At 71.6% G+C, this 22,207-nt stretch carries 19 protein-coding genes and 1 pseudogene; 9 read left to right on the top strand and 11 right to left on the bottom strand.

Annotated elements, in window-relative coordinates; genetic code table 11:
• Positions 1–11: 11 nt before the first annotated feature.
• The 4 genes from CP975_RS31175 to CP975_RS31160 are packed head-to-tail and all read right to left on the bottom strand — an operon-like array spanning position 12 to position 4,360.
• The gene (locus tag CP975_RS31175; RefSeq protein WP_150477597.1) at positions 12–791 is read right to left on the bottom strand and encodes a CDP-alcohol phosphatidyltransferase family protein; all 780 of its coding nucleotides are present in this window, start codon (positions 789–791) and stop codon (positions 12–14) included.
• Positions 769–1,833, bottom strand: a complete 1,065-nt coding sequence (locus tag CP975_RS31170; RefSeq protein ID WP_055529291.1) for an iron-containing alcohol dehydrogenase family protein — start codon at positions 1,831–1,833, stop codon at positions 769–771. Before CP975_RS31170 ends, CP975_RS31175 begins: the two co-directional genes overlap by 23 nt.
• A complete protein-coding gene (locus CP975_RS31165; protein WP_055529293.1) occupies positions 1,821–2,558 on the bottom strand; it encodes a phosphocholine cytidylyltransferase family protein in 738 nt (245 codons plus the stop codon). The genes CP975_RS31170 and CP975_RS31165 overlap by 13 nt, the downstream gene beginning before the upstream one ends.
• Complete coding sequence (locus CP975_RS31160; RefSeq protein ID WP_055529295.1) at positions 2,555–4,360, bottom strand: DUF5941 domain-containing protein; 1,806 nt, start codon at positions 4,358–4,360, stop codon at positions 2,555–2,557. Before CP975_RS31160 ends, CP975_RS31165 begins: the two co-directional genes overlap by 4 nt.
• 299 nt (positions 4,361–4,659) lie before the next feature.
• On the opposite strand from CP975_RS31160, the gene galE reads away from it, so the two are divergent.
• The 5 genes from galE to CP975_RS31135 all read left to right on the top strand — a co-directional run bounded on the left by galE (position 4,660) and on the right by CP975_RS31135 (position 9,709).
• Positions 4,660–5,643: a UDP-glucose 4-epimerase GalE gene (gene galE / locus CP975_RS31155; RefSeq protein ID WP_055529297.1), complete on the top strand. Its 984-nt coding sequence runs from the start codon at positions 4,660–4,662 to the stop codon at positions 5,641–5,643.
• A 179-nt stretch (positions 5,644–5,822) separates the two neighbouring features.
• Complete coding sequence (locus CP975_RS31150) at positions 5,823–6,761, top strand: cation diffusion facilitator family transporter (RefSeq protein WP_055529299.1); 939 nt, start codon at positions 5,823–5,825, stop codon at positions 6,759–6,761.
• 164 nt (positions 6,762–6,925) lie between these two features.
• The gene (locus tag CP975_RS31145) at positions 6,926–8,188 is read left to right on the top strand and encodes a bifunctional class I SAM-dependent methyltransferase/N-acetyltransferase (protein WP_055529301.1); all 1,263 of its coding nucleotides are present in this window, start codon (positions 6,926–6,928) and stop codon (positions 8,186–8,188) included.
• 143 nt (positions 8,189–8,331) lie between these two features.
• On the top strand, positions 8,332–8,925 hold the full coding sequence (idi, locus tag CP975_RS31140; protein WP_055529303.1) for an isopentenyl-diphosphate Delta-isomerase: 594 nt from the start codon (positions 8,332–8,334) through the stop codon (positions 8,923–8,925).
• A gap of 175 nt (positions 8,926–9,100) precedes the next feature.
• Entirely contained in the window at positions 9,101–9,709 is a 609-nt protein-coding gene (locus CP975_RS31135) for a hypothetical protein (RefSeq protein ID WP_055529305.1), read from the top strand.
• A gap of 62 nt (positions 9,710–9,771) precedes the next feature.
• Here CP975_RS31135 and CP975_RS31130 read toward each other — a convergent pair whose 3' ends face one another.
• Positions 9,772–10,248 (bottom strand): ATP-binding protein, encoded by a 477-nt coding sequence (locus CP975_RS31130; protein WP_051819456.1) that lies wholly within the window; start codon positions 10,246–10,248, stop codon positions 9,772–9,774.
• 129 nt (positions 10,249–10,377) lie between these two features.
• Positions 10,378–11,025 carry an HdeD family acid-resistance protein gene (locus tag CP975_RS31125; RefSeq protein WP_055529307.1) on the bottom strand — a complete coding sequence of 216 codons (648 nt, stop codon included), beginning with the start codon at positions 11,023–11,025 and terminating at the stop codon, positions 10,378–10,380.
• Between the two features lie 110 nt (positions 11,026–11,135).
• Between CP975_RS31125 and CP975_RS31120 the strand changes: the two genes are divergently transcribed.
• On the top strand, positions 11,136–11,888 hold the full coding sequence (locus CP975_RS31120; protein WP_055529309.1) for an enoyl-CoA hydratase/isomerase family protein: 753 nt from the start codon (positions 11,136–11,138) through the stop codon (positions 11,886–11,888).
• Between the two features lie 47 nt (positions 11,889–11,935).
• Here CP975_RS31120 and CP975_RS31115 read toward each other — a convergent pair whose 3' ends face one another.
• Together CP975_RS31115 and CP975_RS31110 are read right to left on the bottom strand one after the other, a co-directional pair.
• On the bottom strand, positions 11,936–12,568 hold the full coding sequence (locus CP975_RS31115) for a DJ-1/PfpI family protein (RefSeq protein ID WP_055529311.1): 633 nt from the start codon (positions 12,566–12,568) through the stop codon (positions 11,936–11,938).
• A 43-nt stretch (positions 12,569–12,611) separates the two neighbouring features.
• Positions 12,612–13,619 carry a GlxA family transcriptional regulator gene (locus CP975_RS31110; protein WP_055529313.1) on the bottom strand — a complete coding sequence of 336 codons (1,008 nt, stop codon included), beginning with the start codon at positions 13,617–13,619 and terminating at the stop codon, positions 12,612–12,614.
• 157 nt (positions 13,620–13,776) lie between these two features.
• Here CP975_RS31110 and CP975_RS31105 point away from each other — a divergent pair, with 157 nt between their 5' ends.
• The 3 genes and pseudogenes from CP975_RS31105 to CP975_RS31100 all read left to right on the top strand — a co-directional run bounded on the left by CP975_RS31105 (position 13,777) and on the right by CP975_RS31100 (position 17,426).
• On the top strand, positions 13,777–14,667 hold the full coding sequence (locus CP975_RS31105) for an SCO6745 family protein (RefSeq protein WP_055529315.1): 891 nt from the start codon (positions 13,777–13,779) through the stop codon (positions 14,665–14,667).
• Between the two features lie 104 nt (positions 14,668–14,771).
• A pseudogene (locus CP975_RS35195) lies at positions 14,772–14,903 on the top strand (LPFR motif small protein); the annotation flags it as partial.
• Between the two features lie 111 nt (positions 14,904–15,014).
• Positions 15,015–17,426: a Tex family protein gene (locus CP975_RS31100; RefSeq protein WP_246201690.1), complete on the top strand. Its 2,412-nt coding sequence runs from the start codon at positions 15,015–15,017 to the stop codon at positions 17,424–17,426.
• 21 nt (positions 17,427–17,447) lie between these two features.
• Here CP975_RS31100 and CP975_RS31095 read toward each other — a convergent pair whose 3' ends face one another.
• The 3 genes from CP975_RS31095 to CP975_RS31085 form a co-directional block, all read right to left on the bottom strand.
• Entirely contained in the window at positions 17,448–19,100 is a 1,653-nt protein-coding gene (locus CP975_RS31095) for an ABC-F family ATP-binding cassette domain-containing protein (protein WP_055529343.1), read from the bottom strand.
• A gap of 94 nt (positions 19,101–19,194) precedes the next feature.
• Positions 19,195–20,238, bottom strand: a complete 1,044-nt coding sequence (locus CP975_RS31090) for a hypothetical protein (RefSeq protein ID WP_055529319.1) — start codon at positions 20,236–20,238, stop codon at positions 19,195–19,197.
• 204 nt (positions 20,239–20,442) lie between these two features.
• Positions 20,443–22,122 (bottom strand): BCCT family transporter, encoded by a 1,680-nt coding sequence (locus CP975_RS31085; protein ID WP_150478027.1) that lies wholly within the window; start codon positions 22,120–22,122, stop codon positions 20,443–20,445.
• Positions 22,123–22,207 lie beyond the last annotated feature (85 nt).

Here is a 22,207-nt window from a genome sequence, read left to right as displayed (position 1 = left end):
GTCCGGGGTGCTCACTTCAACCTGCTCGATACGAGGATGGACACGAGATGGAGCACAGTCTGGAGCATCGCGATGCCCGCGAGGACCGCGACACCGAGCCGCGAGAAGAACAGGTCGCCCCTGGCCTGGTCCACGATCGCGAGGACCAGGATCAGCAAGGACGCCTCGACGCCGAGGATCAGCCGGTGGAACTTCAGGGCGGCGGCGGCCTTGCGGGCCAGCGCCATCCCGGAGGAGCGCGGCTCGGAGGCCGACTCCTTGACCGGCTCCTTGCCCGTCTGGTGGCGGGCGACCCCGACCAGGTCGGTCTCGGCCTTGATCAGGATCGCGCCGAGGGCGGCCAGGGTGCCGAGGAACGCCCACAGCCAGTCGATGCGCCCCGAGCCCCACAGGTCGGCGGCGCGCAGGCCGAAGCCGACCAGGACCGCGGCGTCGCACAGATAGGCGGCGACCCGGTCGAGGTAGACGCCGGCCATCGAGTACTGCTTCTTCCAGCGGGCGATCTCGCCGTCGACGCAGTCGAGCAGCAGATAGAGCTGGACCGCGAGCACACCGAGCACGGCGCCCGTGATCCCCGGCACCAGCAGGGCCGGGGCGGCGAGGGCGCCGGCGACGGTCATCACGTAGGTCAGCTGGTTGGGCGTGACCCGCGTGTTCACCAGGTGCCGGTCGATGCGCAGGGAGACCTCGCGCATGTAGAGCCGGCCGGCCCAGTGTTCGCCGCTGCGCCGGTCCTTCACCCCCGGGGGGTGAACGACCGGGCGCAGCTCAGCTACCGATGGCTTTTGCATAGTCGGCGTATGCGTCCCTGATCTGGTCGGTGGACAGGTCGAGGTGTTCCAGGATCGTGTAGCGGCCCGGGCGGGTCTGCGGAGCGAACTCCACGACCTTCACGAACTCCTCCACGGTGAAGCCGATCTCCTCCGGCAGCACGGGCAGGCCGTGGCGGCGCAGCACCGAGGCCATGTACGCCGACTCCTCGCGGGCACCGCGCAGGTGCATCGCGAAGGCCGCGCCGAGGCCGCACTGCTCGCCGTGGCTCGCGGCGCGCTTGGGGTGGAGGAGGTCGAAGGCGTGGTTGATCTCGTGGCAGGCGCCGGACGCCGGGCGGGAGTCGCCCGACACGGACATCGCGATACCGGTGAGGACCAGTCCCTCGGCCAGCACCTGGAGGAAACCGTCGTCGCCGACGCCTCCGGGGTGGCGCAGCACGGCCTCGCCGGCCTGCCGGGCCATGGCGGCCGCGAGGCCGTCTATGTCCTCGCCGCGCTCGCGGGCGGCCAGCTCCCAGTCCCGCACGGCGGAGATGTTGGAGAGGGCGTCGCCGATGCCGGAGCGGACGAACCGGGCGGGCGCCTCACGGATCACATCGAGGTCGATGACGACCGCGATGGGGTTCGGCACGCCGTACGAGCCGCGGCCCGCGTCGTTGTCGAGGGTCGCGACGGGCGAGCACAGGCCGTCGTGCGACAGGTTCGTCGCGACGGCGACCAGCGGCAGGCCGACGCGCGCCGCGGCGAACTTGGCGCAGTCGATGATCTTGCCGCCGCCGAGACCCACGACCGCGTCGTAGCGGCCCTTCTTCATGGCGTCGGCGAGCTTGATGGCGTCATCGAGGGTGCCGCCGCCCACCTCGAACCACTCGGCGCCGGGCAGCGACGGCATGAGCCGGTCCCGCAGCACCGCGCCGGAGCCACCGCTGATGGCGATGGCGAGCTTGCCGGTCGACGAGCAGATCCGCTGGTCGGCGAGGACACCGGCCAGGTCGTTGAGCGCCCCCGGCCGGATGTCGACGACGACCGGCGAGGGGATGAGCCTCGTCAGTACTGGCACGCGATCTCCCGGCCCTTGGCGAGGTCGTCGTGGTTGTCGATCTCGACCCACTTGATGTCGCCGATCGGGGCCACGTCGACCTTGAAGCCGCGGTTGACCAGCTCCTGGTAGCCGTCCTCGTAGTAGAGGTCGGGGTCGCGCTCGAAGGTGGTCTTCAGGGCGTCGGCCAGCTCGTCGGCGGCGGAGCCCTCGATGAGGGTGACGCCGATGTACTCACCGGTGGCCTCGGCCGGGTCCATGAGCTTGGTGATGCGCTGGACGCCCTTGTCGGCGTCGACGATGACCTTCATCTCCTCGTCGGCGAGCTGCTTCACCGTGTCGAGGGCGAGGATGATCTTCTGGCCGTTGCCACGGGCGGCGAGCAGCGTCTTCTCGACGGAGACCGGGTGCACGGTGTCGCCGTTGGCGAGGATCACGTCGTGCTTGATGGCGTCACGGCCGCACCACAGGGAGTAGGCGTTGTTCCACTCCTCGGCCTTGTCGTTGTCGATCAGGGTCAGCTTGAGGTTGTACTTCGCCTCGAGCGCCGCCTTGCGCTCATAGACGGCCTCCTTCTTGTAGCCGACGATGATCGCGACCTCGGTGAGACCGATCTCGGCGAAGTTGCCGAGCGTCAGGTCGAGGATGGTGGTGTCGCCGTCGACGGGCACCAGGGCCTTGGGCAGGGTGTCCGTGTAAGGGCGAAGACGCCGTCCGGCGCCGGCCGCCAGCACGAGGCCGATCATGCGGGTTCTCCTTCATCGTGTACGGCGGGTGCGCCCTTTTTCTCGGCGGCGACCCAGAAGCGGATGCTCTCGACGAGCACCACGAGTGCCACGGCCACGGCGAGTGCCGTGAGCGCGACGGTGAAATCTGTGGGTGACAGCAGGGCCGCGGCCAGGGTGACCAGGAGAGTCCTGCCCTCCTGGCCGCCGATCGCGCGCACCAGCCAGGACGGCGGCGCGCCAGTGCCCCCCTTGATGCGGTACACCGTGTCGTAGTGATGGTAGGCGACCGCGGCCACCAGTCCGAAAGCCGCGGGAAGCGCCCCGTTCACATCGGCTTTGGCCGCCAGTACCAGGACCGTGCCGTATTCGGCGGCGCGGAAGAACGGCGGCACCAGCCAGTCCAGGGGGGCCTTGAGGGGCATGATCAGGGCGAGGCCCGACAGGGCGATGTACAGCGCGGCGGCGGCCACGACCACGGGGCTGCCGTAGGGGTTGGCCAGCGCCGTGCCGACCAGCCCGGCGCCGCCGACGAAGGCGAGCACCGGGGCGGGGCGCAGCCAGGTCACCCGCGGCCGGAGGGCGGCGAAGGCCGAGGCGAGGGGGCCGTTGTCGGCGAGGTCGGCGAGGGCTGCCGCGGCGCGGTCGGTGCGGGTGGCCTTGCGGGTCAGCGAGCGCAGGACGCGGCCGGCGGTGGTGTAGCAGGCGGCGAGCGCGCAGCCGATGAGCAGGGCGACGAGGGTGATGCGCGGGGTGGTGACCGCGGTGAGCACGGCGATCATCGCCCAGCGCTCGCCGATGGGCAGCACGATCATCCGCCGTACCCAGACCGTCCATCCGACGCTGTCGAGCTTGTCGGAGAGGGCGGCGGTGGGGCTGGTGTTGGCGGTCGCGTCGTGATTCGCCTCGTTGAAGGAGAAGTCCACGACGTGCCGGCAGGTCTGGAGCACCATCGCGCCGAGCGCGAGGGCCCATACGTCGTCACCACCCCGGGCTGCGCCGAGCGCGAGGCCCGCGTAGTAGGCGTACTCCTTTGCGCGGTCGAACGTCGCGTCCAGCCAGGCGCCGAGCGTCGAGTACTGGAGGGAGTAGCGGGCGAGCTGTCCGTCCGTGCAGTCCAGGACGAAGGAGAAGATCAGCAGCAGGCCGGCGGCCACGAAGCCGCCGCGCGTGCCGGTCGCCGCGCAGCCCGCCGCGATCAGCGCGGTGAGCAGCGAGGCAGTGGTGACCTGGTTCGGGGTCAGGCCCCGGCGGGCGCACCAGCGGGCGATGTAGCGCGAGTACGGGCTGATGGCGTACGTGGTGAAGAAGCCGTCCCGGGACTTGACCGCGGTGCGCAGGCGGACGGCCTCGTCGTCGACGGCGGCGACGGCCTGCCGCGCTTCGTTGCGCGTCTGGGGGTCGGTGGGGACGGTGGCGACGAGGGTGCCGAGCTCGGGGCTGTGCACGTCCGTCGCGTCGGATTCCATGGCCGCGGCGATGTCGTCCGGGAGCACGTCGGGGCTCGTGGCGGCACCGGGGGCGGCGGCGGTCGTCCGCAGCGCGCGCGTCAGGGCCGTGCGGGCCTCCGGCTTGGCCGTGACGGCGCCGGGCACCGCCGAGGCGGCGAAGCGGGGGTCGGTGAGACCGAGGCGCAGGGCGTGGACGTGACCGACGAAGCGCGCGTCGACGACGGCGACCCGCTGGTCACCCGGCACGGCGGCCAGCAGCGTCTCGGCGTCCGCCGCGTCGGAGGCGACCCGCACGTCGAAGCCGAGGGACCGCAGATCGCCTTCGAGTGGCGACCCGGGGACCGGCTGACCGGTGAGGATGGCGGTCGACAGACGAACTCACTCCTTGATTCCCGGCGCGGCTCGCGCCGGGCACGTGCGTAAGGGGGGCGCCCCTGGCCATGGCGGCCGGGCGGCACGTCGGCAGAGGCTATCGGATGATGAGAAGCGGGCGTTCACCACCCGTTCACGCCTCGATAGAGCCTGTGTCATGGTTATGACACAGGATCTCAGGGCGGCCTGCGAGGGCCTCGGCCTTCGCGATCATCATGGTGGATGGGGGCCCGCCCCTCCAAACCGCGCCCGTATCGTGCCCGGCTTGCCCCCATAGCGTTCGCTTAGGGTGGGCGCCCATGACGTGGATGATCACCGGCGGGGCCGGATACATCGGGGCACACGTGGCGCGGGTCATGGCCGGCGCCGGGGAGGACGTCGTCGTACTGGACGACATGTCGTCGGGAGTGCCGCGGCGGCTGCCCGCGGACGTACCTCTCATCAAGGGCTCGGCGCTCGACGGCGACCTGTTGCGCCGGGTCCTCGCCGAGCACGACGTGACGGGCGTGGTGCACCTCGCGGCGCGCAAGCAGGTCGGCGAGTCCGTGGAGCAGCCGTTGCGCTACTACCGGGAGAACGTGGGCGGCCTGACGACACTGCTCGAAGCGGTGGCCGAGGCGGGGGTGCGGCGGTTCGTGTTCTCGTCGTCGGCGGCGGTGTACGGCAATCCGCCGGACGTCGACCTCGTGGCGGAGGACACTCCTTGCGCGCCGGTCAGCCCCTATGGCGAGACGAAGCTCGCCGGGGAGTGGCTGGTGCGGGCGGCCGGGCGTGCGCACGGCATCGCGACGGTGTGCCTGCGCTACTTCAACGTGGCGGGCGCTGCGGCCCCCGAGCTGGCGGACACCGGTGTCTTCAACGTGATCCCGATGGTCTTCGACCGCCTCACCCGCGACGAGGCGCCCCGCGTCTTCGGCGACACCTACCCCACGGCGGACGGCACCTGCGTACGGGACTACATCCACGTCTCCGACCTGGCGGAGGCACACCTGGCGGCGGCCCGGCGGCTCGCGGGCGGCGCCGAGGGTGATCTGACGGTGAACATCGGCAGGGGCGAGGGCGTTTCCGTGCGCGAACTGGTCGATCTGATCGGCGAGGTGAGCGGTGACCGCCGCCCGGCGCTGGTCGAGTCCGCGCGCGCCGGTGACGCGCCGCGAGCGGTGGCCGACGCGCGGCTGGCCGCCGAGGAGCTGGGCTGGACGGCTCGGCGCGGGGTGCGCGAGATGGTCGAGTCGGCGTGGGCGGGATGGTGTCTGCACCACCCCGACGCGGGGCGTCGGTGATCGTCGCGAGCCCCTGACCTGCACCCCTTCCCCAGTCGGCAATCGTTGCCATTTTCGCAGGTCAGAGCAGATGACAACGGTGTTCAGTGCCGCGTTGCCAGGTACCCCCCACCCGTAGTTCACTGTGGTCGCGCGACGACCGAACAGCAGAACGACGACCGACGCGGGAGGCGGGCTCCATGGGGGCTGGGCACGATCACGGACACACGCACGGGGCACCGGCCACAGGGACGGCGGCTCACGCCTACAAGGGGCGGCTGCGGGTGGCGCTCGGCATCACCATCACCGTGATGATCGCCCAGATCGTGGGCGGCATCATGGCGGATTCGCTCGCGCTCATCGCGGACGCGACGCACATGGCGACGGACGCGCTGGGGCTCGGCATGGCGCTGCTCGCCATCCACTTCGCGAACAGACCGCCCACCGAGAGCCGCACCTTCGGTTACGCCCGCGCCGAGATACTCGCGGCGCTCGCCAACTGCCTGCTGCTGCTCGGCGTGGGCGGCTATGTGCTGTACGAGGCGATCGAGCGGTTCATCACGCCCGCCGGGACCCAGGGCGGCCTGGCCGTCTTCTTCGGTGTCTTCGGGCTGGTCGCGAACATGATCTCGCTGTCGCTGCTGATGCGCGGCCAGAAGGACAGCCTCAATGTGCGCGGCGCGTTCCTGGAGGTCGTGGCGGACACGCTCGGCTCCGTGGCGGTCATCGTCTCGGCGACCGTCATCATGCTCACCGGCTGGCAGGCGGCGGACCCGATCGCCTCGCTCGTGATCGGCCTCATGATCGTTCCGCGTACGGTCAAGCTCCTGAAGGAGACCCTGAACGTCCTGCTCGAGTCGGCACCCAAGGGCGTCGACATGACGGAGGTGCGGGCCCACATACTCGGCCTGCCGGGCGTCGAGGAGGTCCATGACCTGCACGCCTGGACGATCACCTCGGGCATGCCCGTCCTCTCCGCCCATGTCGTCGTCAGCTCCGACGCGCTCGACTCGATCGGCCACGAGAAGATGCTGCACGAGCTCCAGGGCTGCCTGGGTGATCACTTCGACGTGGAGCACTGCACGTTCCAGCTGGAGCCGAGCGGGCACGCGGAGCACGAGGCGAAGCTCTGTCACTGACAGTGCTAGCCTGGGCCCGAGTTCTTGGGATCCGAGGAGGTGGGTTGATGACTGTCGCGGCCGACGCTGCCGTGCGCGGCGACACGTGCATCCCCACTTCCCGGGCTCGCGCCTGACGGCTGACTCCGCACGTCCGCGGGCCCCTCACCCAAGGGTTTCCCACGTTGACCGACAACACCTCGATCACCGACGCCTTCTTCGCCCTGCACCACGGCCTCCCGCGGCAGGGTCCCGGCTCCGACGACACCACCCGCCGGCTGCTCCGCCTCGCGGGTGAGCTGCCCGGGCGGCCCCGCGTCCTCGACCTGGGCTGCGGACCCGGCCGGGCCGCGCTCCTGCTCGCCGCGGAGGCGGGCGCCGAGGTGACCGCCGTGGATCTGCACGAACCGTTCCTCGACGAACTCCGCGCGGCCGCCGACGCGCGCGGGCTCACCGGTTCGATCACCACCGTCCATGCCGACATGGCCCAACTCCCCTATCCGGATGGCTCGTTCGACCTCGTGTGGGCCGAGGGTTCGGCCTACGCCATCGGCTTCGACAACGCCCTGCGCGCCTGGCGGCGGCTGCTCGCGCCCAGCGGGGTGCTCGTCGTCACCGAGTGCGAGTGGACGACCGCCGAGCCGTCCACCGCGGCGCGCGCCTTCTGGGACCAGCACTACGCGCTGCGTACGGGTGAGGAGAACGCCCGGGCCGCTACCGGAGCCGGCTACTCCGTGCTCGGCGCGCACCCGCAGCCGGAGACCGACTGGGACGAGTACTACGGCCCGCTGGCCGCCCGCGCGGACGCGGCGGACCCGGACGCGCCCGGGATGGCCGAGGCCCTCGCCGCCACGCGCGAGGAGATCGCGACGCGGCGCGAGCACGGGTCGGAGTTCGGTTACACGGGTTACGTCCTGCGCCCCGTCGCCTCCGGCTGCTGGCCGACCCGCCCGGAGAGCGCCGCGGACATCGCCTCGGTGCACGCGCTGAACACCGCCGCGTTCGCCACCGAGGCGGAGGCCGACCTGGTCGAGGCCCTGCGCGCCGATCCGGAGGCCTGGCTTCCCGGGATGTCGTACGTCGCCGAGGCGCCGGACGGCTCGGTCGCGGCGCACGCGCTGATCACCCGCTGCCGGGTGGGCGGGGCGCCCGCGCTCGCCCTCGCGCCCGTCGCCGTTCTGCCGCGGTACCAGCGGGCGGGGGCGGGTTCGGCGGTCATCCGCGCGGTACTGGACGCGGCACGGGCGCGTGGGGAGCGGCTCGTCCTCGTGCTCGGGCATCCGGCGTACTACCCGAGGTTCGGTTTCAGGCCCGCGTCCGGGTACGGGATTCGGCCAGGGTTCGAGGTTCCGGACGAGGCCATGATGGCGCTCGTCCTCAAAGAAGCCGACGATTTCGGGCCGCTGCCCCGGGGCATGATCCAGTATCCGGCCGCTTTCGGGGTCTGAGACCCGCCCGGGCGCGTTCCGCCCGGGCGTCCACCCGCATGTCCCGGAGTGCTTCCGCGCGCCGGGACATGCGGTCCCCGGAGTGCCTGGAGTGTCCGGGACGTACGGCAGACTTGAGGCTCGAACCGAAGCGAAGGATGGGTATGCCGATCACACCTGCCACCGCGGCGAACAGCTCGTCGAACGGCACCGGAGAAGCGATCTTGCTGGAACTCGTCGACGAGGACGGCAGGACGATCGGCACAGCGGAGAAACTCTCCGCGCATGAGGCGCCCGGGCAGCTGCACCGGGCGTTCTCCGTTTTCCTCTTCGACGAGCAGGGGCGGCTGCTGCTCCAGCAGCGCGCGGCCGGCAAGTACCACTCCCCCGGCGTCTGGTCGAACACCTGCTGCGGCCACCCCTACCCGGGCGAGGCGCCGTTCGCCGCGGCCGCCCGGCGTACGTACGAGGAGCTGGGCGTCTCGCCCTCGCTGCTCGCCGAGGCGGGCACCGTGCGCTACAACCACCCGGACCCGGAGTCGGGCCTGGTGGAGCAGGAGTTCAACCACCTCTTCGTCGGGATGGTCCAGTCGCCGCTGCGCCCGGACCCCTCCGAGGTCGGCGAGACCGCGTTCGTGACGGCCGGGGAGCTGAAGGCCCGGCACGAGAAGGGGCCGTTCTCCGCGTGGTTCATGACCGTGCTCGACGCGGCACGCCCCGCGATCAAGGAGCTGACCGGGTCCTCGGCGGGCTGGTAGCCCCTTTCCACTTCGGGCGAGTAGCGCCAAAATGGGAATTTGCAGCCAGAGTTTGATGGTTCCGTCTATTTAAAGACATTTAATCATCCTTCGGAGTGCGCCGTGCGTCGCGCTTCCCTACGTTGGGGGTTGTCAGGCGGAGAATCTCTCCGCCTGCAAACCGAAGGAAATCCTCATGCGCACCATGCGCACAACGGGCACAGCCCGGACCTTCCTGATCGCCGCGATCGCCGTAGCCGGCCTCACTCTCACTCCCGCACTCGCCTCCGCACAGCCCGGTACGGGCGGCGACCGCACGGCCGCTGCCGGGGCCCCGGGCAGCAACGGCGCCAACGGCGTCGGGACCCTCGGAGGTATCGGCGGCCTCGGCGGCAACGGCGGCGCCGCGGGTGCCAACGGCAACGGCGGCAATGGCGGCAACGGCGGCAACGCCACCGGCGTCGCGAGCGTCGGCGGCCTAGGCGGCACGGGCGGAGCCGGCGGCGCCAACGGCGACGGCGGCAACGGCGGAGCCGGCGGCGAGGCCAAGCTCGGCGGCACCGGAGGCAAGGGCGGCGTCGGCGGCGTCGGCAACGCCGGTGCCGGTATCGCCGGCGGCAAGGGCGGCAACGGCGGCGCCTCCATCGTCGCGGGCGGCCACACGGGCGGGACGGGTGGCGCGGGTGGCGCGGCCAGTCCGGTGTGCCCGGGCAAGCCCGGCGGCAACGGCACCGCCGCCACGGCGTTCGCGGACGGCACCACCGGCGCCACCGGTGCGGCCGGCAGGACCACTCTCCCCTGCTGAACATCTCCGGTGAAGTGCTGACGAGCAGTCAGCGAAGCACGCGGCCCGGTGGCGGCGAGACCTCAGCCGTCGCCGGGCTTCAGGGGCAGGGCCGCCCAGATGACCTTGCCCCCGCTCGCGGTGTGCTCGACGTCGCAGGCGCCGCCCGCCTCCTGCGTGATCTCGCGGACGATGAGCAGCCCGCGGCCGCCCGTCTGCCCGTGGTCCGCCACCAGCGCCGTCGGTCGGTACGGATGGTCGTCCTCGACGGAGACCCGCACCCATTCGGCGCCGACCGCCACCTCCACGGCGAGCATCGGCGAGAGCAGGGCGGCATGGCGCACCGCGTTGGTCACCAGCTCGGAGACGATGAGCAGCAGGCCCTCGATGAGGTCGTCCGACGCCGGTACGCCCTGCCGGGCCAGCAGGTCGCGCACCGCGTGCCGTGCCTGGGGCACGGAGGCGTCGACGGCGGGGGCGGTGAAGCGCCACACCCCTTCGTACGGCGCCTGTCCGTCACCCCTGGGGAGTGGGCCGGAGCCCCTCCCGTCGTTCGCCATCGTCCGGTCGCCGCCCTCGCGCTCGATTGTCACCACACATCGAGTGTTGGGAACACACGTGTCCGGACCGCGCTACTGACCAGAAGTCAGCGATTATCGACGGGATTTGATCGTAGGCGTAAGACAGCGTCAGATGTGCGACTGGTCCTGCCCGCCGTGTGCTGTTTCCGAGGCTTCTTCAGGTTGTACGAGGCTCACGATGCGGCGGCCGCCGATACCGGTGGCGATGAGGCCGAGTCCGTCGAAGAGCAGCGCCAGGGAGAAGAAGCAACCGATGACGTACTGACTGCTGCTGGGCCACTCGGCGAGGACCAGGACACCGATGAGCAGGCCGAAGGCGCCCTGCAAGAGCGTCAGGGCGAACTGCGGGCCGCGTACGACCAGGCTGCCGACCAGGCGGAACACTCCGCCGGTGAGGAAGAGCAGCGCCGCGAACATGGTCAGCGCCTCCGCCGCCACGTCGGGCCTGCGGATGATCACGACGCCCGCCGCGAGGTTCAGCGCGGCGACCACCACGCCCAGCCAGAAGAAGCTGCTGCCCCGCGACTGGACGGCGTGCAGCAGGCCGACGATGCCGCCGACCAGCAGGAGCCAGCCGAAGAGCAGCATCGAGGTCAGCGTGGCGACGCCGGTGTAGACGAGGCCGACGATCCCGGCGACCGCCAGGATCACGCCCAGCACCGCGAGCCAGCCGAAGCCGCGGCTGAGGCGGGCGCCCTGAGGTCCGGGGGTACCGCTCGCGGGCCCCGGGAACTTGGCTTCCTTGGATCTGGCCATCAGCGCCTCCGTATCACTCGGCGAGCTGTCCGGGCCCTCGGGTCGCGCGAACCGTACGGGCCGCCCCCTTCTTGATCGTACGTTCGAGGGGTGCGGATAGCATCCGGCGCATGGAACCGCAGCTGAGGCACACCGTCACGGACGGCGTCGCCACCGTCGTCATCGACCATCCGGCCAAGCGCAACGCCATGACCGCGGACATGTGGCGCCGGGTGCCGCCCCTGTTCGCGGGGCTCGCCGCCGACCCGGCCGTACGCGTCGTCGTGCTCACCGGAGAGGGCGAGACCTTCTGCGCGGGCGCGGACATCTCCTCGCTGCGGGAGGCCCCCGAGGCGGCGCAGGAGCTGGCGGTGCGGGCCGAGGACGCGATAGCGGCCTTCCCCAAGCCGACGCTCGCCGCGGTGCGCGGCTACTGCGTGGGGGGCGGCAGCCAGTTGGCCGGCGTGTGCGATCTGCGCTTCACGGAGGAGGGCGCCATGTTCGGGGTCACGCCCGCGAAGCTCGGCATCGTCTATCCGGCCTCCTCCACCCGGCGCCTGGTGTCGCTGGTGGGGCCCGCCACCGCCAAGTACCTCCTGTTCTCGGGTGAGTTGATCGACGCGCAGCGGGCGCTGCGGACGGGCCTGGTGGACGAGGTGCTGCCCGCGGGCGGCCTCGACAAGCGCGTCGCGGAGTTCGCCGGCATCCTCGCCTCCCGCTCGCAGCTGACGCAGGCGGCGGCCAAGGAGTTCGCCGCGGGGCGCACCGACCGGGACGCGTACTGGGCGGCCGAGCAGGCGCGCGACGGCGACATCGCCGAGGGTGTCGCCGCCTTCCTGGAGCGCAGGCCGCCGCGTTTCACGTGGAGCGCGCGGGCGGACTGAGCGCGTTAGGCGGCCGTTTTCCGCCGGAGCCCGGCGTCAGTCCGCGTTTACCGGCCGAGGGGGCTGTGCTCGCGGAATCTCGCCACGATGTGCGCGGGCGCCTTCTCCGGCGACCCGGCGTCATAGGGCGGCTGCGGGTCGTACTCCGCCATGAGCTGTGCGGACTGCGCGTACTCATCACCTGCGATCCTGCCGCCCAGCGTGAGCCCCATGTCGATCCCCGCGGAGACGCCGGCCGCGGTGACGTACTTGCCGTCGAAGACGACCCGCTCCCCCGTCGACCGGGCACCGAGGCGGTCCAGCTCGGTCAGGGCGAGCCAGTGCGAGGTGGCGCGGCGGCCCTTGAGCAGACCCGCGGCGGCGAGCGCCAGCGACCCGGTGCACACGGAGGTCGTCCAGGTCGTGGTGGGGTCGACGGCGCGGAGCCAGCCGAGGAGCGCCTCGTTCTCCATCTGGTCGCTCTGGTCGGGGCCGCCGGGGACGACGACGATGTCGGGGCGCCGCACCTCGTCGAAGGACTTCTCGGCGACGAGCGCGAGGGAGTTCCCGTCGTCGCGCACGGGGCCCGCCTTCTCGGCCACGAAGACGGTCTCCGCGCCGGGCAGGCTGTACAGCATCTGGTACGGCCCTATCGCGTCCAGGACGGTGAAGCGCTCGTACAGGGCGATGGCGATCTGCATGGGGTCCCCTATCGGTTATCTGTTGTCGGCTGTCTGTTGTCGGTTACCGACGTGCGGGTGTGGTGGGTGTGCCGGTCCTCGGGGCGGGTGCCGGGACCGGGTGGAAGCGGCGGCGGTACTCCGCCGGCGCCGCGCCGAGCGCCTTGACGAAGGCGCGGCGCATGGCCTCCGGTGTGCCGTAGCCGCAGGCGCGTGAGATCTCCTCCACGCCGTCGGAGGTGTCCTCCAGGAGGCGGCGCGCGTGTTCGATACGGACGCGCTCGACGTACTTGCCCGGTGTCAGGCCGGTCTCGGCCTGGAAGGCGCGGGCGAAGTGGCGGGGCGAGAGGCGCGCGCGGGCGGCGAGCGCGTCGACCGACAGGTCGTCGGCCGGGTGCTCGGTGATCCACTGCTGGACCTCGCGCAGCGGCTCCCGCCGTGCCGTCTGCGCGGCGAGCTGGACGCTGAACTGCGCCTGGTTTCCCGGGCGGCGCAGAAAGACGACCAGGTGGCGGGCGACGGTCAGCGCCACCTCACGGCCCAGATCCTCCTCCACGAGCGCCAGGGCGAGGTCGATTCCGGCGGTGACCCCGGCGGACGTCGCGACGTGGCCGTCGCGTACGTAGATCGGGTCCGGGTCGACCTCCACGCCGGGGTGGTCCTTGGCGAGCTTGGCGCAGTACGCCCAGTGCGTCGTGGCCCGGCGGCCCTCCAGGAGGCCCGCCTCGGCGAGGCGGAGTGCGCCGGTGCAGACGGACACCAGGCGCCGCGCCCGCGGGCCGTGGGCGCGCAGCCAGTCGATCAGCTCCGGGTCCGGCGGGCGGGTGCCGGTGCCGCCGGGGACGAGCAGTGTGTGCGGGGTGGGGGCGTCGGTCAGGGCATGGTCCGGGACCAGGGTGAGGCCGCTGGACGTCCGTACGGGCGCGCCGTCCAGGGAGGCGGTGCGGACGGCGTACCCCCCGGCGGGGTCGCCGAGGCAGTGTGCCGCGCCCGTGAAGACCTCCACCGGGCCTGTGACGTCGAGGCTCTGGACGCCTTCGAAGAGGACGACCAGAACTGTGCGCTGCTCCATGCCCTCGATTCTTGGCCTCCCCGACGATGGCTGCAATGACGAGTACCCCTCCTTTTCTGCCTCGGTCGAGGCGCACCCGCCCTCGGCGACGGCCCCCTCCTGTCTTCGGCCACGGCGTCCCGCAGACTCCATACCAACCAGTAGGTATCGTGCCTCCATGACCTCTTCGACGACCTCGTCCCCGGCCGCCGCGCTGCACCCGCGTGCCGCACGCCGCTGCCACAACGTGCTCAACCCGCTGCACTCGACGCACTACTTCTCGCCGGACGTGACGCGGGAGCTGGGCCTGCTCGGGATCACGCACCGCAGTGCCGTCAACTTCGCGGTGCGCGCGGCCGCGATGGGTCCCGTCGGCGCCGGTGTCGTGACGGCGACGTTCTACAACTACAAGCACGAACTCGTCGCCGCGCACGTGCCCGAGGTGTGGAGGACCGCCGCTCCGAGGGAGATCCTCGGCGCACGCCTGCGCGCCGTCGACGCCACGCTGCGCCGGCTCCTCGGCGAGGAGGCCGTGACGTCCTCGGAGATGAGGGAAGCCGCGGGGCTCGCCCTGCGCGCCACCGAGGCCTGCTCCCGTACCGCGCGCCCCCTGTACGCGGCCCACGCCGACCTGCCGGTCCCCGAGGAGCCGCACCTCGCGTACTGGCACGCGGCGACGCTGCTGCGCGAGCACCGCGGCGACGGGCACCTCACCGTACTGCTCGACGCCGGACTCGACGGCCTTGAAGCGCTGGTCACGCACACCGCCACCGGCAAGGGCATCGCTCCCAAGTGGGTCTTCTCCACCCGCGGCTGGAACCAGCAGGAGTGGGACGCCGCCGAGGAGCGGCTGCGCGGACGCGGACTGCTCGACAGCGAGGGCGAGTTGACCGAGGACGGCGTGGCGCTGCGCCGGGACGTCGAGGCGGAGACGGACCGGCTGGACCGCGCGCCCTACGAGCACCTGGGCGCGGCGGGCGTCGAGCGCCTGACGGAACTCGGCACCGCGTTCATCGGGGCGGCGTCGCGGGCCGGGGCGTTCCCGGCGGATCTGGTCGGCAAGCGCTGACCCAGGCTCTGCCGGTGGTTCCGGCATGGCATCGCCGCGCCGAGGTACCCGTCCGTCTCCTGGCCGCCACTCCGGCCGCGCCGGGAGACGAAAGGGGAATCCCCATGTTCCGTGCCATCGCGGACATTCTGCGTCAGATAGGCGGCGCCATCGCCACCGTCGTCACCCTGCCGTTCCGGGCGCTGGCCCGGCTGTTCGGCGGAGCGTCCCGTTCCGCCGGGCGGGGCGGCCGGAGCACCGGACGGCGTTCGGGCCGCGCGGGCCGGGCCCGCCGGGTCTGATCCTCCGCTGTCGGTGCCACCTGCCACAATTGCCCGGCAACCCCAGCGAGAAGGCGGTACCGGAACGTGGCAGCTTTGAAGACGTCCACTCCCTCGTCCATCGAAGGCAGGATCGCCGAGGAACTCGGCGTGCGGGAGCGGCAGGTGAAGGCCGCCGTCGACCTGCTCGACGGCGGTTCGACGGTGCCCTTCATCGCGCGCTACCGCAAGGAAGCGACCGAGATGCTCGACGACGCGCAGCTGCGCACGCTCGAGGAGCGGCTGCGCTATCTGCGCGAACTGGAGGAGCGGCGCGCCGCGATCCTCGACTCGGTCCGTGAGCAGGGCAAGCTCACCGACGATCTCGAGGCGCGGATCCGCGAGGCCGACACCAAGGCGCGCCTGGAGGACATCTACCTCCCGTTCAAGCCGAAGCGCCGCACCAAGGCGCAGATCGCCCGTGAGGCGGGCCTCGAACCGCTGGCCGACGGGCTGCTGTCGGACCCGGGCGTGGACCCGCACGCCGCAGCGGCCGCGTTCGTGGACGCCGACAAGGGCGTCGCGGACCCGCAGGCCGCGCTGGACGGGGCGCGCGCGATCCTCGCCGAGCGGTTCTCGGAGGACGCCGACCTCATCGGCGAGCTGCGCGAGCGCATGTGGGTGCGCGGCCGTCTCGCCGCGAAGGTCCGCGAGGGCAAGGAGGAGGCGGGCGCCAAGTTCGCCGACTACTTCGACTTCGCCGAGCCCTTCAAGGAGCTGCCCTCGCACCGCGTCCTCGCCATGCTGCGCGGCGAGAAGGAAGAGGTCCTCGACCTCACCCTGGAGCCCGAGGAGCCCGCCGCCACGCCGGGGACCCCCTCTTCGTACGAGGGGATCGTCGCCCAGCGCTTCGGCATCGCCGACCGGGGCCGCCCGGGCGACAAGTGGCTCCAGGACACCGTGCGCTGGTCCTGGCGGACCCGCATCCTCGTCCACCTCGGCATCGACCTGCGGCTGCGGCTGCGTACGGCCGCCGAGGACGAGGCGGTCCGGGTCTTCGCGTCGAACCTCCGCGACCTGCTGCTCGCGGCCCCCGCGGGCACGCGCGCGACGCTCGGCCTCGACCCCGGTTTCCGTACGGGCGTGAAGGTCGCCGTCGTCGACGCCACGGGCAAGGTCGTCGCGACCGACACGATCCACCCGCACGTCCCGGCCAACAAGTGGGACCAGTCCCTGGCCACGCTCGCGAAGCTCGCCAAGGAGCACCAGGTCGACCTGATCGCGATCGGCAACGGCACGGCGTCCCGCGAGACCGACAAGCTCGCGGCCGAACTCATCGCCAAGCACCCGGAGTTGAACCTCACCAAGGTGATGGTCTCCGAGGCGGGCGCTTCCGTGTACTCCGCGTCCGCGTTCGCCTCGCAGGAACTGCCCGACCTCGACGTCTCGATCCGTGGCGCGGTCTCCATCGCGCGACGGCTCCAGGACCCGCTCGCCGAGCTGGTGAAGATCGATCCCAAGTCGATCGGCGTCGGCCAGTACCAGCACGACCTGTCCGAAGTGAAGCTGTCGCGCTCGCTGGACGCGGTCGTCGAGGACTGTGTGAACGGCGTGGGCGTGGATGTGAACACCGCGTCCGCCCCGCTGCTCGCCCGGGTCTCGGGCATCGGCGCGGGCCTCGCGGAGAACATCGTGGCGCACCGCGACGCTAACGGCCCGTTCAAGAGCCGCAAGGGTCTCAAGGACGTGGCCCGGCTCGGCCCGAAGGCGTACGAGCAGTGCGCGGGCTTCCTGCGCATCCGCGGCGGCGACGACCCGCTGGACGCCTCCAGCGTGCACCCGGAGGCCTATCCGGTGGTGCGCAAGATGGTGAAGTCGGCGGGCGGCGAGGTGTCCTCGCTGATCGGCAACACGGCCGCGCTGCGCTCGCTGCGGGCGGACGACTTCGTGGACGAGGTCTTCGGGCTCCCCACGGTGACGGACATCCTGAAGGAGCTGGAGAAGCCCGGGCGCGACCCGCGGCCCGCCTTCAAGACGGCGACGTTCAAGGACGGTGTCGAGAAGATCTCCGACCTGGCCTCGGGGATGGTCCTCGAAGGCGTCGTCACGAACGTGGCGGCGTTCGGGGCGTTCGTGGACGTGGGCGTCCACCAGGACGGTCTGGTGCATGTCTCGGCGATGTCCAAGACGTTCGTCAAGGACCCGCGGGACGTGGTCAAGCCGGGCGACATCGTCAAGGTGAAGGTCATGGACGTCGACATTCCGCGCAAGCGGATCTCGCTGACGCTGCGTCTGGACGACGAGGCGAGCCCCTCGGGTGAGGAGCAGCCGAAGCGTGGCGGACGGCCGCCGCGCCAGCGCGAGCAGGGTCACGGCGGTGGCCAGGGTCAGCGCGGCGGGCAGGGCCGCCGGGGTGACCAGCGGGCCCAGAAGCCGCAGCGGCAGGGGCCGCCGCCCGCCAACGACGCGATGGCCGAGGCGCTGCGGCGGGCCGGCCTGGTGGACCCGAAGCGACGCTGACACCCCCCGGGGGGGCGGAGGTCAGAGTGACAGCTCGGTCACTTTGCCCTCCGTCACCTCCAGGCGGCGCGTCACGCTCACCGCGTCCAGCATCCGGCGGTCGTGCGTGACGAGCAGCAGCGTGCCCTCGTAGGACTCCAGGGCCGCCTCCAACTGCTCGATCGCGGGCAGGTCGAGGTGGTTCGTCGGCTCGTCGAGGACGAGGAGGTTGACGCCCCTGCCCTGGAGCAGTGCGAGGGCCGCGCGGGTGCGTTCACCGGGCGAGAGCGTCACCGCGGAGCGCAGCACGTGCTCCGCCTTCAGGCCGAACTTGGCGAGAAGCGTGCGGACCTCCGCCGGCTCGGTGTCCGGCACGGCCGCGCAGAACGCGTCGAGCAGGGACTCCTCGCCGTGGAAGAGGGCGCGGGCCTGGTCGACCTCGCCGACGAGTACGCCCGAGCCTAGAGCCCCGTGGCCCGCGTCCAGAGGGACGCGTTCCAGGAGGGCGCCGAGCAGCGTCGACTTGCCCGAGCCGTTCGCGCCGGTGATCGCCACGCGGTCCGCCCAGTCGATCTGCACGGTGACGGGGCCGAGGGTGAACTCCCCCCGGCGTACCTCCGCGTCGCGCAGGCCCGCCACGACCGCGCCGGAACGGGGCGCCGCCGCGATCTCCATGCGCAGCTCCCACTCCTTGCGGGGCTCCTCGACCGCGTCCAGGCGCTCGATCATGCGTTGCGTCTGGCGGGCCTTCGCGGCCTGCTTCTCGGTGGCGTCACTGCGGAAGTTCCGGCCGATCTTGTCGTTGTCGCCGCCCGACTTCGCCTTGCGGCGGGCATTCTTGACGCCCTTGTCCGCCCAGGAGCGCTGCATCTGGGCACGGCTCTGGAGCGCCGACTTCTTGTCGGCGTACTCGTCGTACTCGTCGCGGGCGTGGCGGCGGGCCACCTCGCGCTCCTCCAGGTACGCGTCGTAGCCGCCGCCGTAGAGGTTGATCTGCTGCTGGGCCAGATCGAGTTCGAGAACCTTGGTCACGGTGCGACTGAGGAACTCGCGGTCGTGGCTGACGACGACCGTGCCTGCGCGCAGGCCCTTGACGAAGGCCTCCAGGCGTTCCAGGCCCGCCAGGTCGAGGTCGTTGGTCGGCTCGTCCAGGAGGAACACGTCGTAGCGCGAGAGCAGCAGCGAGGCGAGGCCGGCGCGGGCCGCCTGGCCTCCGGAGAGCGACGTCATCGTCTGGTCCAGGCCGACGGTCAGGCCGAGGGAGTCCGTGACCTCCTCGGCGCGCTCGTCGAGGTCGGCGCCGCCGAGTGCCAGCCAGCGCTCCAGACTGTCGGCGTAGGCGTCGTCCGCGCCGGGGGCTCCGTCCACCAGGGCCTGGGTGGCCTCGTCCATGATCCGCTGGGCCTCCGCGACGCCGGTGCGGCGGGCCAGGAACGCGCGGATCGTCTCGCCGGGGCGGCGCTCCGGCTCCTGTGGCAGGTGGCCCACGGAGGCGGTCGGGGGCGACAGCCTCAGCTCTCCCCCTTCGGGGGTGTCCAGGCCGGCGAGCAGCCGCAGGAGGGTGGACTTGCCGGCGCCGTTCGCGCCTACCAGGCCGATGACGTCGCCGGGGGCGACGACCAGTTCCAGGGCGGAGAAGAGGGTGCGGTCGCCGTGGGCGGCGGTGAGGTCTTTGGCGACGAGAGTTGCGGTCATCAGGGGAGTCATTCTACGGGCGGGGTGCGGGGGTGCGGCCGGCTCCTCCTCGACCGCCCCGCCGTCCCTGGCCGGGGTCGGCGTCCCCGGCTGCTTACGGCGCCTCCGTGGGCCGGGTCGGGGTCACGAGGACGCTCGTGGAGGTTCGGGCCACTACATAGGAGTCGCCTTTCGTGGCCTTCGCCGCGAGGGGGACCCGGTGCTCGCCCGCCTCAAGGACCTCGTCGAAGACCTCGTGCACGTGGGCGCGGGACAAGCGGTCCACCCGGTAGGCGATCAGCTGGACCCGGCACGTCGACGTGATCCGGAGCCGTGCCGCGTCCCGGCATGCGGCGAGGCCGGTCAGGCGGCGTTGTTCCTGGGGGCTGCGGTCCAGCGCGTACTCGATCTGGGCGACCAGGAGCGGGACTATCGGGGCGAGTCCGTCGACGTAGGCGACCTCGACCCCGGCCCGGTCGAACGCCGAGCGCACGGAGCGCCGGGTCTCGTCGGTGACGGTGCGGCCGAACGCGACGGCTCCGTACGTGCGTAGCTCATCAGGGGGGACACCCGCCGCGTCAGCGGCGATCTCCGCGCCGATGCCGATCGTGCGCAGCGCCGCCGCCAGCTTGGCGAGGAGCGCGACGCGGGGGCCGATCAGCAGGACCCGTCGGCGGGCCTGCGGTGCCTCGGAGGCGAGCAACTGGCCGAGCGCCGCGCGGTATTCGGCGCCGCGGAAGCGGAACGGCCCTATGCCGTGGTAGCCGTTGAGTTCGAGATCGGCGGGTTCCGCCGTCTGCCAGGCGAAGTCGCGCCAGATGAAGTCGTCGCTGTCGTCGGGGGCCTTCTCGATCACCGCCGTGACCGCTCCGCACTCCAGGCCCTCGCACTCGGGGCAGCCGTAGATGACGTACCGCCCGTCGCGCAGTGGCGCGGGGGCCTCCAGGAGGAGCCTGCGGACGTGTGCCGTGAAGATGGCGGGCGGGATGTCGGCGGCCAGCGGCGACACCGCGTCGAGGTCACAGAGCTGGAAGAGGAGGGGGCGCCCGTTCACGATGAAGTCGACGAAGTCGCGGTGCACTTGGAAGTCACCGTTGGCGAGAACTCCACCGGCTCGCATGGCCGGTGCCAGACCGAAGGTCGCGTACTCGGCAGACATGCTGTGAGTATCCCCAGCAGCGGGGTGATGTGAGCACGGCATGACACATTTAGCTGCGTCGGATCCCCGCCGGCGAGCCCGCGGCGGCCTCGGACGCGTGTCGCTGCGTACGCGTGGTCGAGGGCGTACGCGTGCAGAGCCGGCTGGACGCGTACGGTCGCTCGGAGGGCGGCGGGCGTCGGGCGCGCCGCCCTCCGAAGGCCGTCAGCGGGTCTTGACCGGGTCGTTGTCCCTTTCCAGGCCGTCGCCCTCGTCGTCCTGGGCGGGGCCGATCCGGATCTCGAAGTCACCGTCGTACTGCTCGTGGCCCGCGATCACGGCCTTCTCGACGGCTTCCGTGCCGTGCTCGCCGCGCACGATCAGCGGGTCGTGGCGCAGGTCCCGCATCAGGGACACGCACATACCGATCATGACGAGCGTGAAGGGTGCCGCGACCAGGATGGTGAGGTTGCGCAGACCGGTGAGCGCGTCGTCCGAGCCGTCGCCGATCAGCAGCATGATCGCCGCCACGGCGCCGGTCACGATGCCCCAGAAGATCACGACGAACCGGCCCGGTTCGAGCGCGCCCCGCTGGGAGAGCGTGCCCATGACGATCGACGCGGCGTCGGCGCCCGACACGAAGAAGATGCCTACGAGGATCATCACGAGGAGGCTGGTGACCGTCGCGATCGGATACTCGTGGAGCAGGCCGAAGAGCTGCGCCTCCGGTGTCGTCTCGCCCTTCAGGCCGCCCCGGTCCGCGACGGTGATGGCGCTGCCGCCGAACACCGCGAACCAGATGAGGCTGACCGTGCTCGGCACCAGGATGACGCCGCCGACGAACTGACGGATCGTACGGCCGCGGCTGATCCGCGCGATGAACATGCCCACGAAGGGCGTCCAGGAGATCCACCAGGCCCAGTAGAAGACCGTCCAGCTGCTCAGCCAGTCCGCGACGCCCTTGCCGCTGGAGGCCTCGGTGCGGCCGATCAGCTGGGGCAGGTCGTCGAGGTAGGCGCCGAGCGAGGACGGCAGCATGTCGAGCATGATGACGGTGGGGCCCGCGATGAAGACGAACACGACCAGCAGCAGCGCGAGCACCATGTTGATGTTGGACAGCCACTGGACGCCCTTCTCCACACCGGAGACGGCGGACGCCACGAAGGCCAGGGTCAGCACGGCGATGATCACGACGAGCAGGCCGGTGCCGGCGTTCTCCATCCAGTCGAGCACCTCGATGCCGCTGCCGATCTGGAGGGCGCCGAGGCCCAGCGAGGCGGCCGAGCCGAAGAGCGTGGCGAAGATGGCCAGGATGTCGATGACCCGGCCCCAGGCGCCGCGGGCGCGCTTCTCGCCGATGAGCGGTTCGAAGACGGCGCTGATGGTCTGGCGCCGGTTGCGCCGGAAGGTGCTGTACGCGATGGCGAGGCCCACGACCGCGTAGATCGCCCACGGGTGGAGCGTCCAGTGGAAGAGGGTGGTGGCCATCGACGTCTCCATCGCCGCGGCCGAGTCGGCCGGGTCGGTGCCCGGCGGTGGCGCGGTGAAGTGGGCCAGGGGCTCGCTCACTCCGTAGAACATCAGGCCGATACCCATACCGGCGCTGAACATCATGGCGACCCAGGAGACGGTGCGGAACTCCGGCTCCTCCCCCTCCTTGCCGAGGGTGATCTTTCCGTACCGGCTGACGGCGAGCCAGAGCGCGAAGACCACGAAGCCGCTGGCGGTCAGCATGAAGAACCAACCGCCGTTGTGCATCAAGCCGTCGAGCATGTCCGTGGAGATGTCTTTGAGCGAGTCCGTCGCCACCGCGCCCCAGACCACGAACGCCAGGGTGAGCACGGCGGTCACGCCGAACACCACCCGGTCCGTGCTCGGGGACCGGCCGCCGGGGGCGGGCGCCATGATCTCCTGCTGCCCTCCCCCGTCGTCCGCTTGTCGCTGATCCTGCGTCACAGGTGACACCTTTCAAGGGGTCGGTTGAGTCGAG

The sequence above is a fragment of the Streptomyces alboniger genome (assembly GCF_008704395.1).
GTDB classification, from domain to species: domain Bacteria; phylum Actinomycetota; class Actinomycetes; order Streptomycetales; family Streptomycetaceae; genus Streptomyces; species Streptomyces alboniger.
This window is presented reverse-complemented; position numbering and strand designations above follow the sequence as displayed.

What these genes read in the sequence shown, in the direction of transcription:
- galE (WP_055529297.1), top strand. Translation starts at nt 4,660, where the DNA reads ATGACGTGGATGATCACCGGCGGGGCCGGATACATCGGGGCACACGTG.
- CP975_RS31095 (WP_055529343.1), bottom strand. Translation starts at nt 19,100, where the DNA reads ATGACCGCAACTCTCGTCGCCAAAGACCTCACCGCCGCCCACGGCGAC.
- CP975_RS31150 (WP_055529299.1), top strand. Translation starts at nt 5,823, where the DNA reads ATGGGGGCTGGGCACGATCACGGACACACGCACGGGGCACCGGCCACA.
- CP975_RS31105 (WP_055529315.1), top strand. Translation starts at nt 13,777, where the DNA reads ATGACCTCTTCGACGACCTCGTCCCCGGCCGCCGCGCTGCACCCGCGT.
- CP975_RS31125 (WP_055529307.1), bottom strand. Translation starts at nt 11,025, where the DNA reads ATGGCCAGATCCAAGGAAGCCAAGTTCCCGGGGCCCGCGAGCGGTACC.
- CP975_RS31110 (WP_055529313.1), bottom strand. Translation starts at nt 13,619, where the DNA reads ATGGAGCAGCGCACAGTTCTGGTCGTCCTCTTCGAAGGCGTCCAGAGC.
- idi (WP_055529303.1), top strand. Translation starts at nt 8,332, where the DNA reads ATGCCGATCACACCTGCCACCGCGGCGAACAGCTCGTCGAACGGCACC.
- CP975_RS31120 (WP_055529309.1), top strand. Translation starts at nt 11,136, where the DNA reads ATGGAACCGCAGCTGAGGCACACCGTCACGGACGGCGTCGCCACCGTC.
- CP975_RS31135 (WP_055529305.1), top strand. Translation starts at nt 9,101, where the DNA reads ATGCGCACCATGCGCACAACGGGCACAGCCCGGACCTTCCTGATCGCC.
- CP975_RS31085 (WP_150478027.1), bottom strand. Translation starts at nt 22,122, where the DNA reads ATGGCGCCCGCCCCCGGCGGCCGGTCCCCGAGCACGGACCGGGTGGTG.
- CP975_RS31115 (WP_055529311.1), bottom strand. Translation starts at nt 12,568, where the DNA reads ATGCAGATCGCCATCGCCCTGTACGAGCGCTTCACCGTCCTGGACGCG.
- CP975_RS31090 (WP_055529319.1), bottom strand. Translation starts at nt 20,238, where the DNA reads ATGTCTGCCGAGTACGCGACCTTCGGTCTGGCACCGGCCATGCGAGCC.
- CP975_RS31175 (WP_150477597.1), bottom strand. Translation starts at nt 791, where the DNA reads ATGCAAAAGCCATCGGTAGCTGAGCTGCGCCCGGTCGTTCACCCCCCG.
- CP975_RS31165 (WP_055529293.1), bottom strand. Translation starts at nt 2,558, where the DNA reads ATGATCGGCCTCGTGCTGGCGGCCGGCGCCGGACGGCGTCTTCGCCCT.
- CP975_RS31130 (WP_051819456.1), bottom strand. Translation starts at nt 10,248, where the DNA reads ATGGCGAACGACGGGAGGGGCTCCGGCCCACTCCCCAGGGGTGACGGA.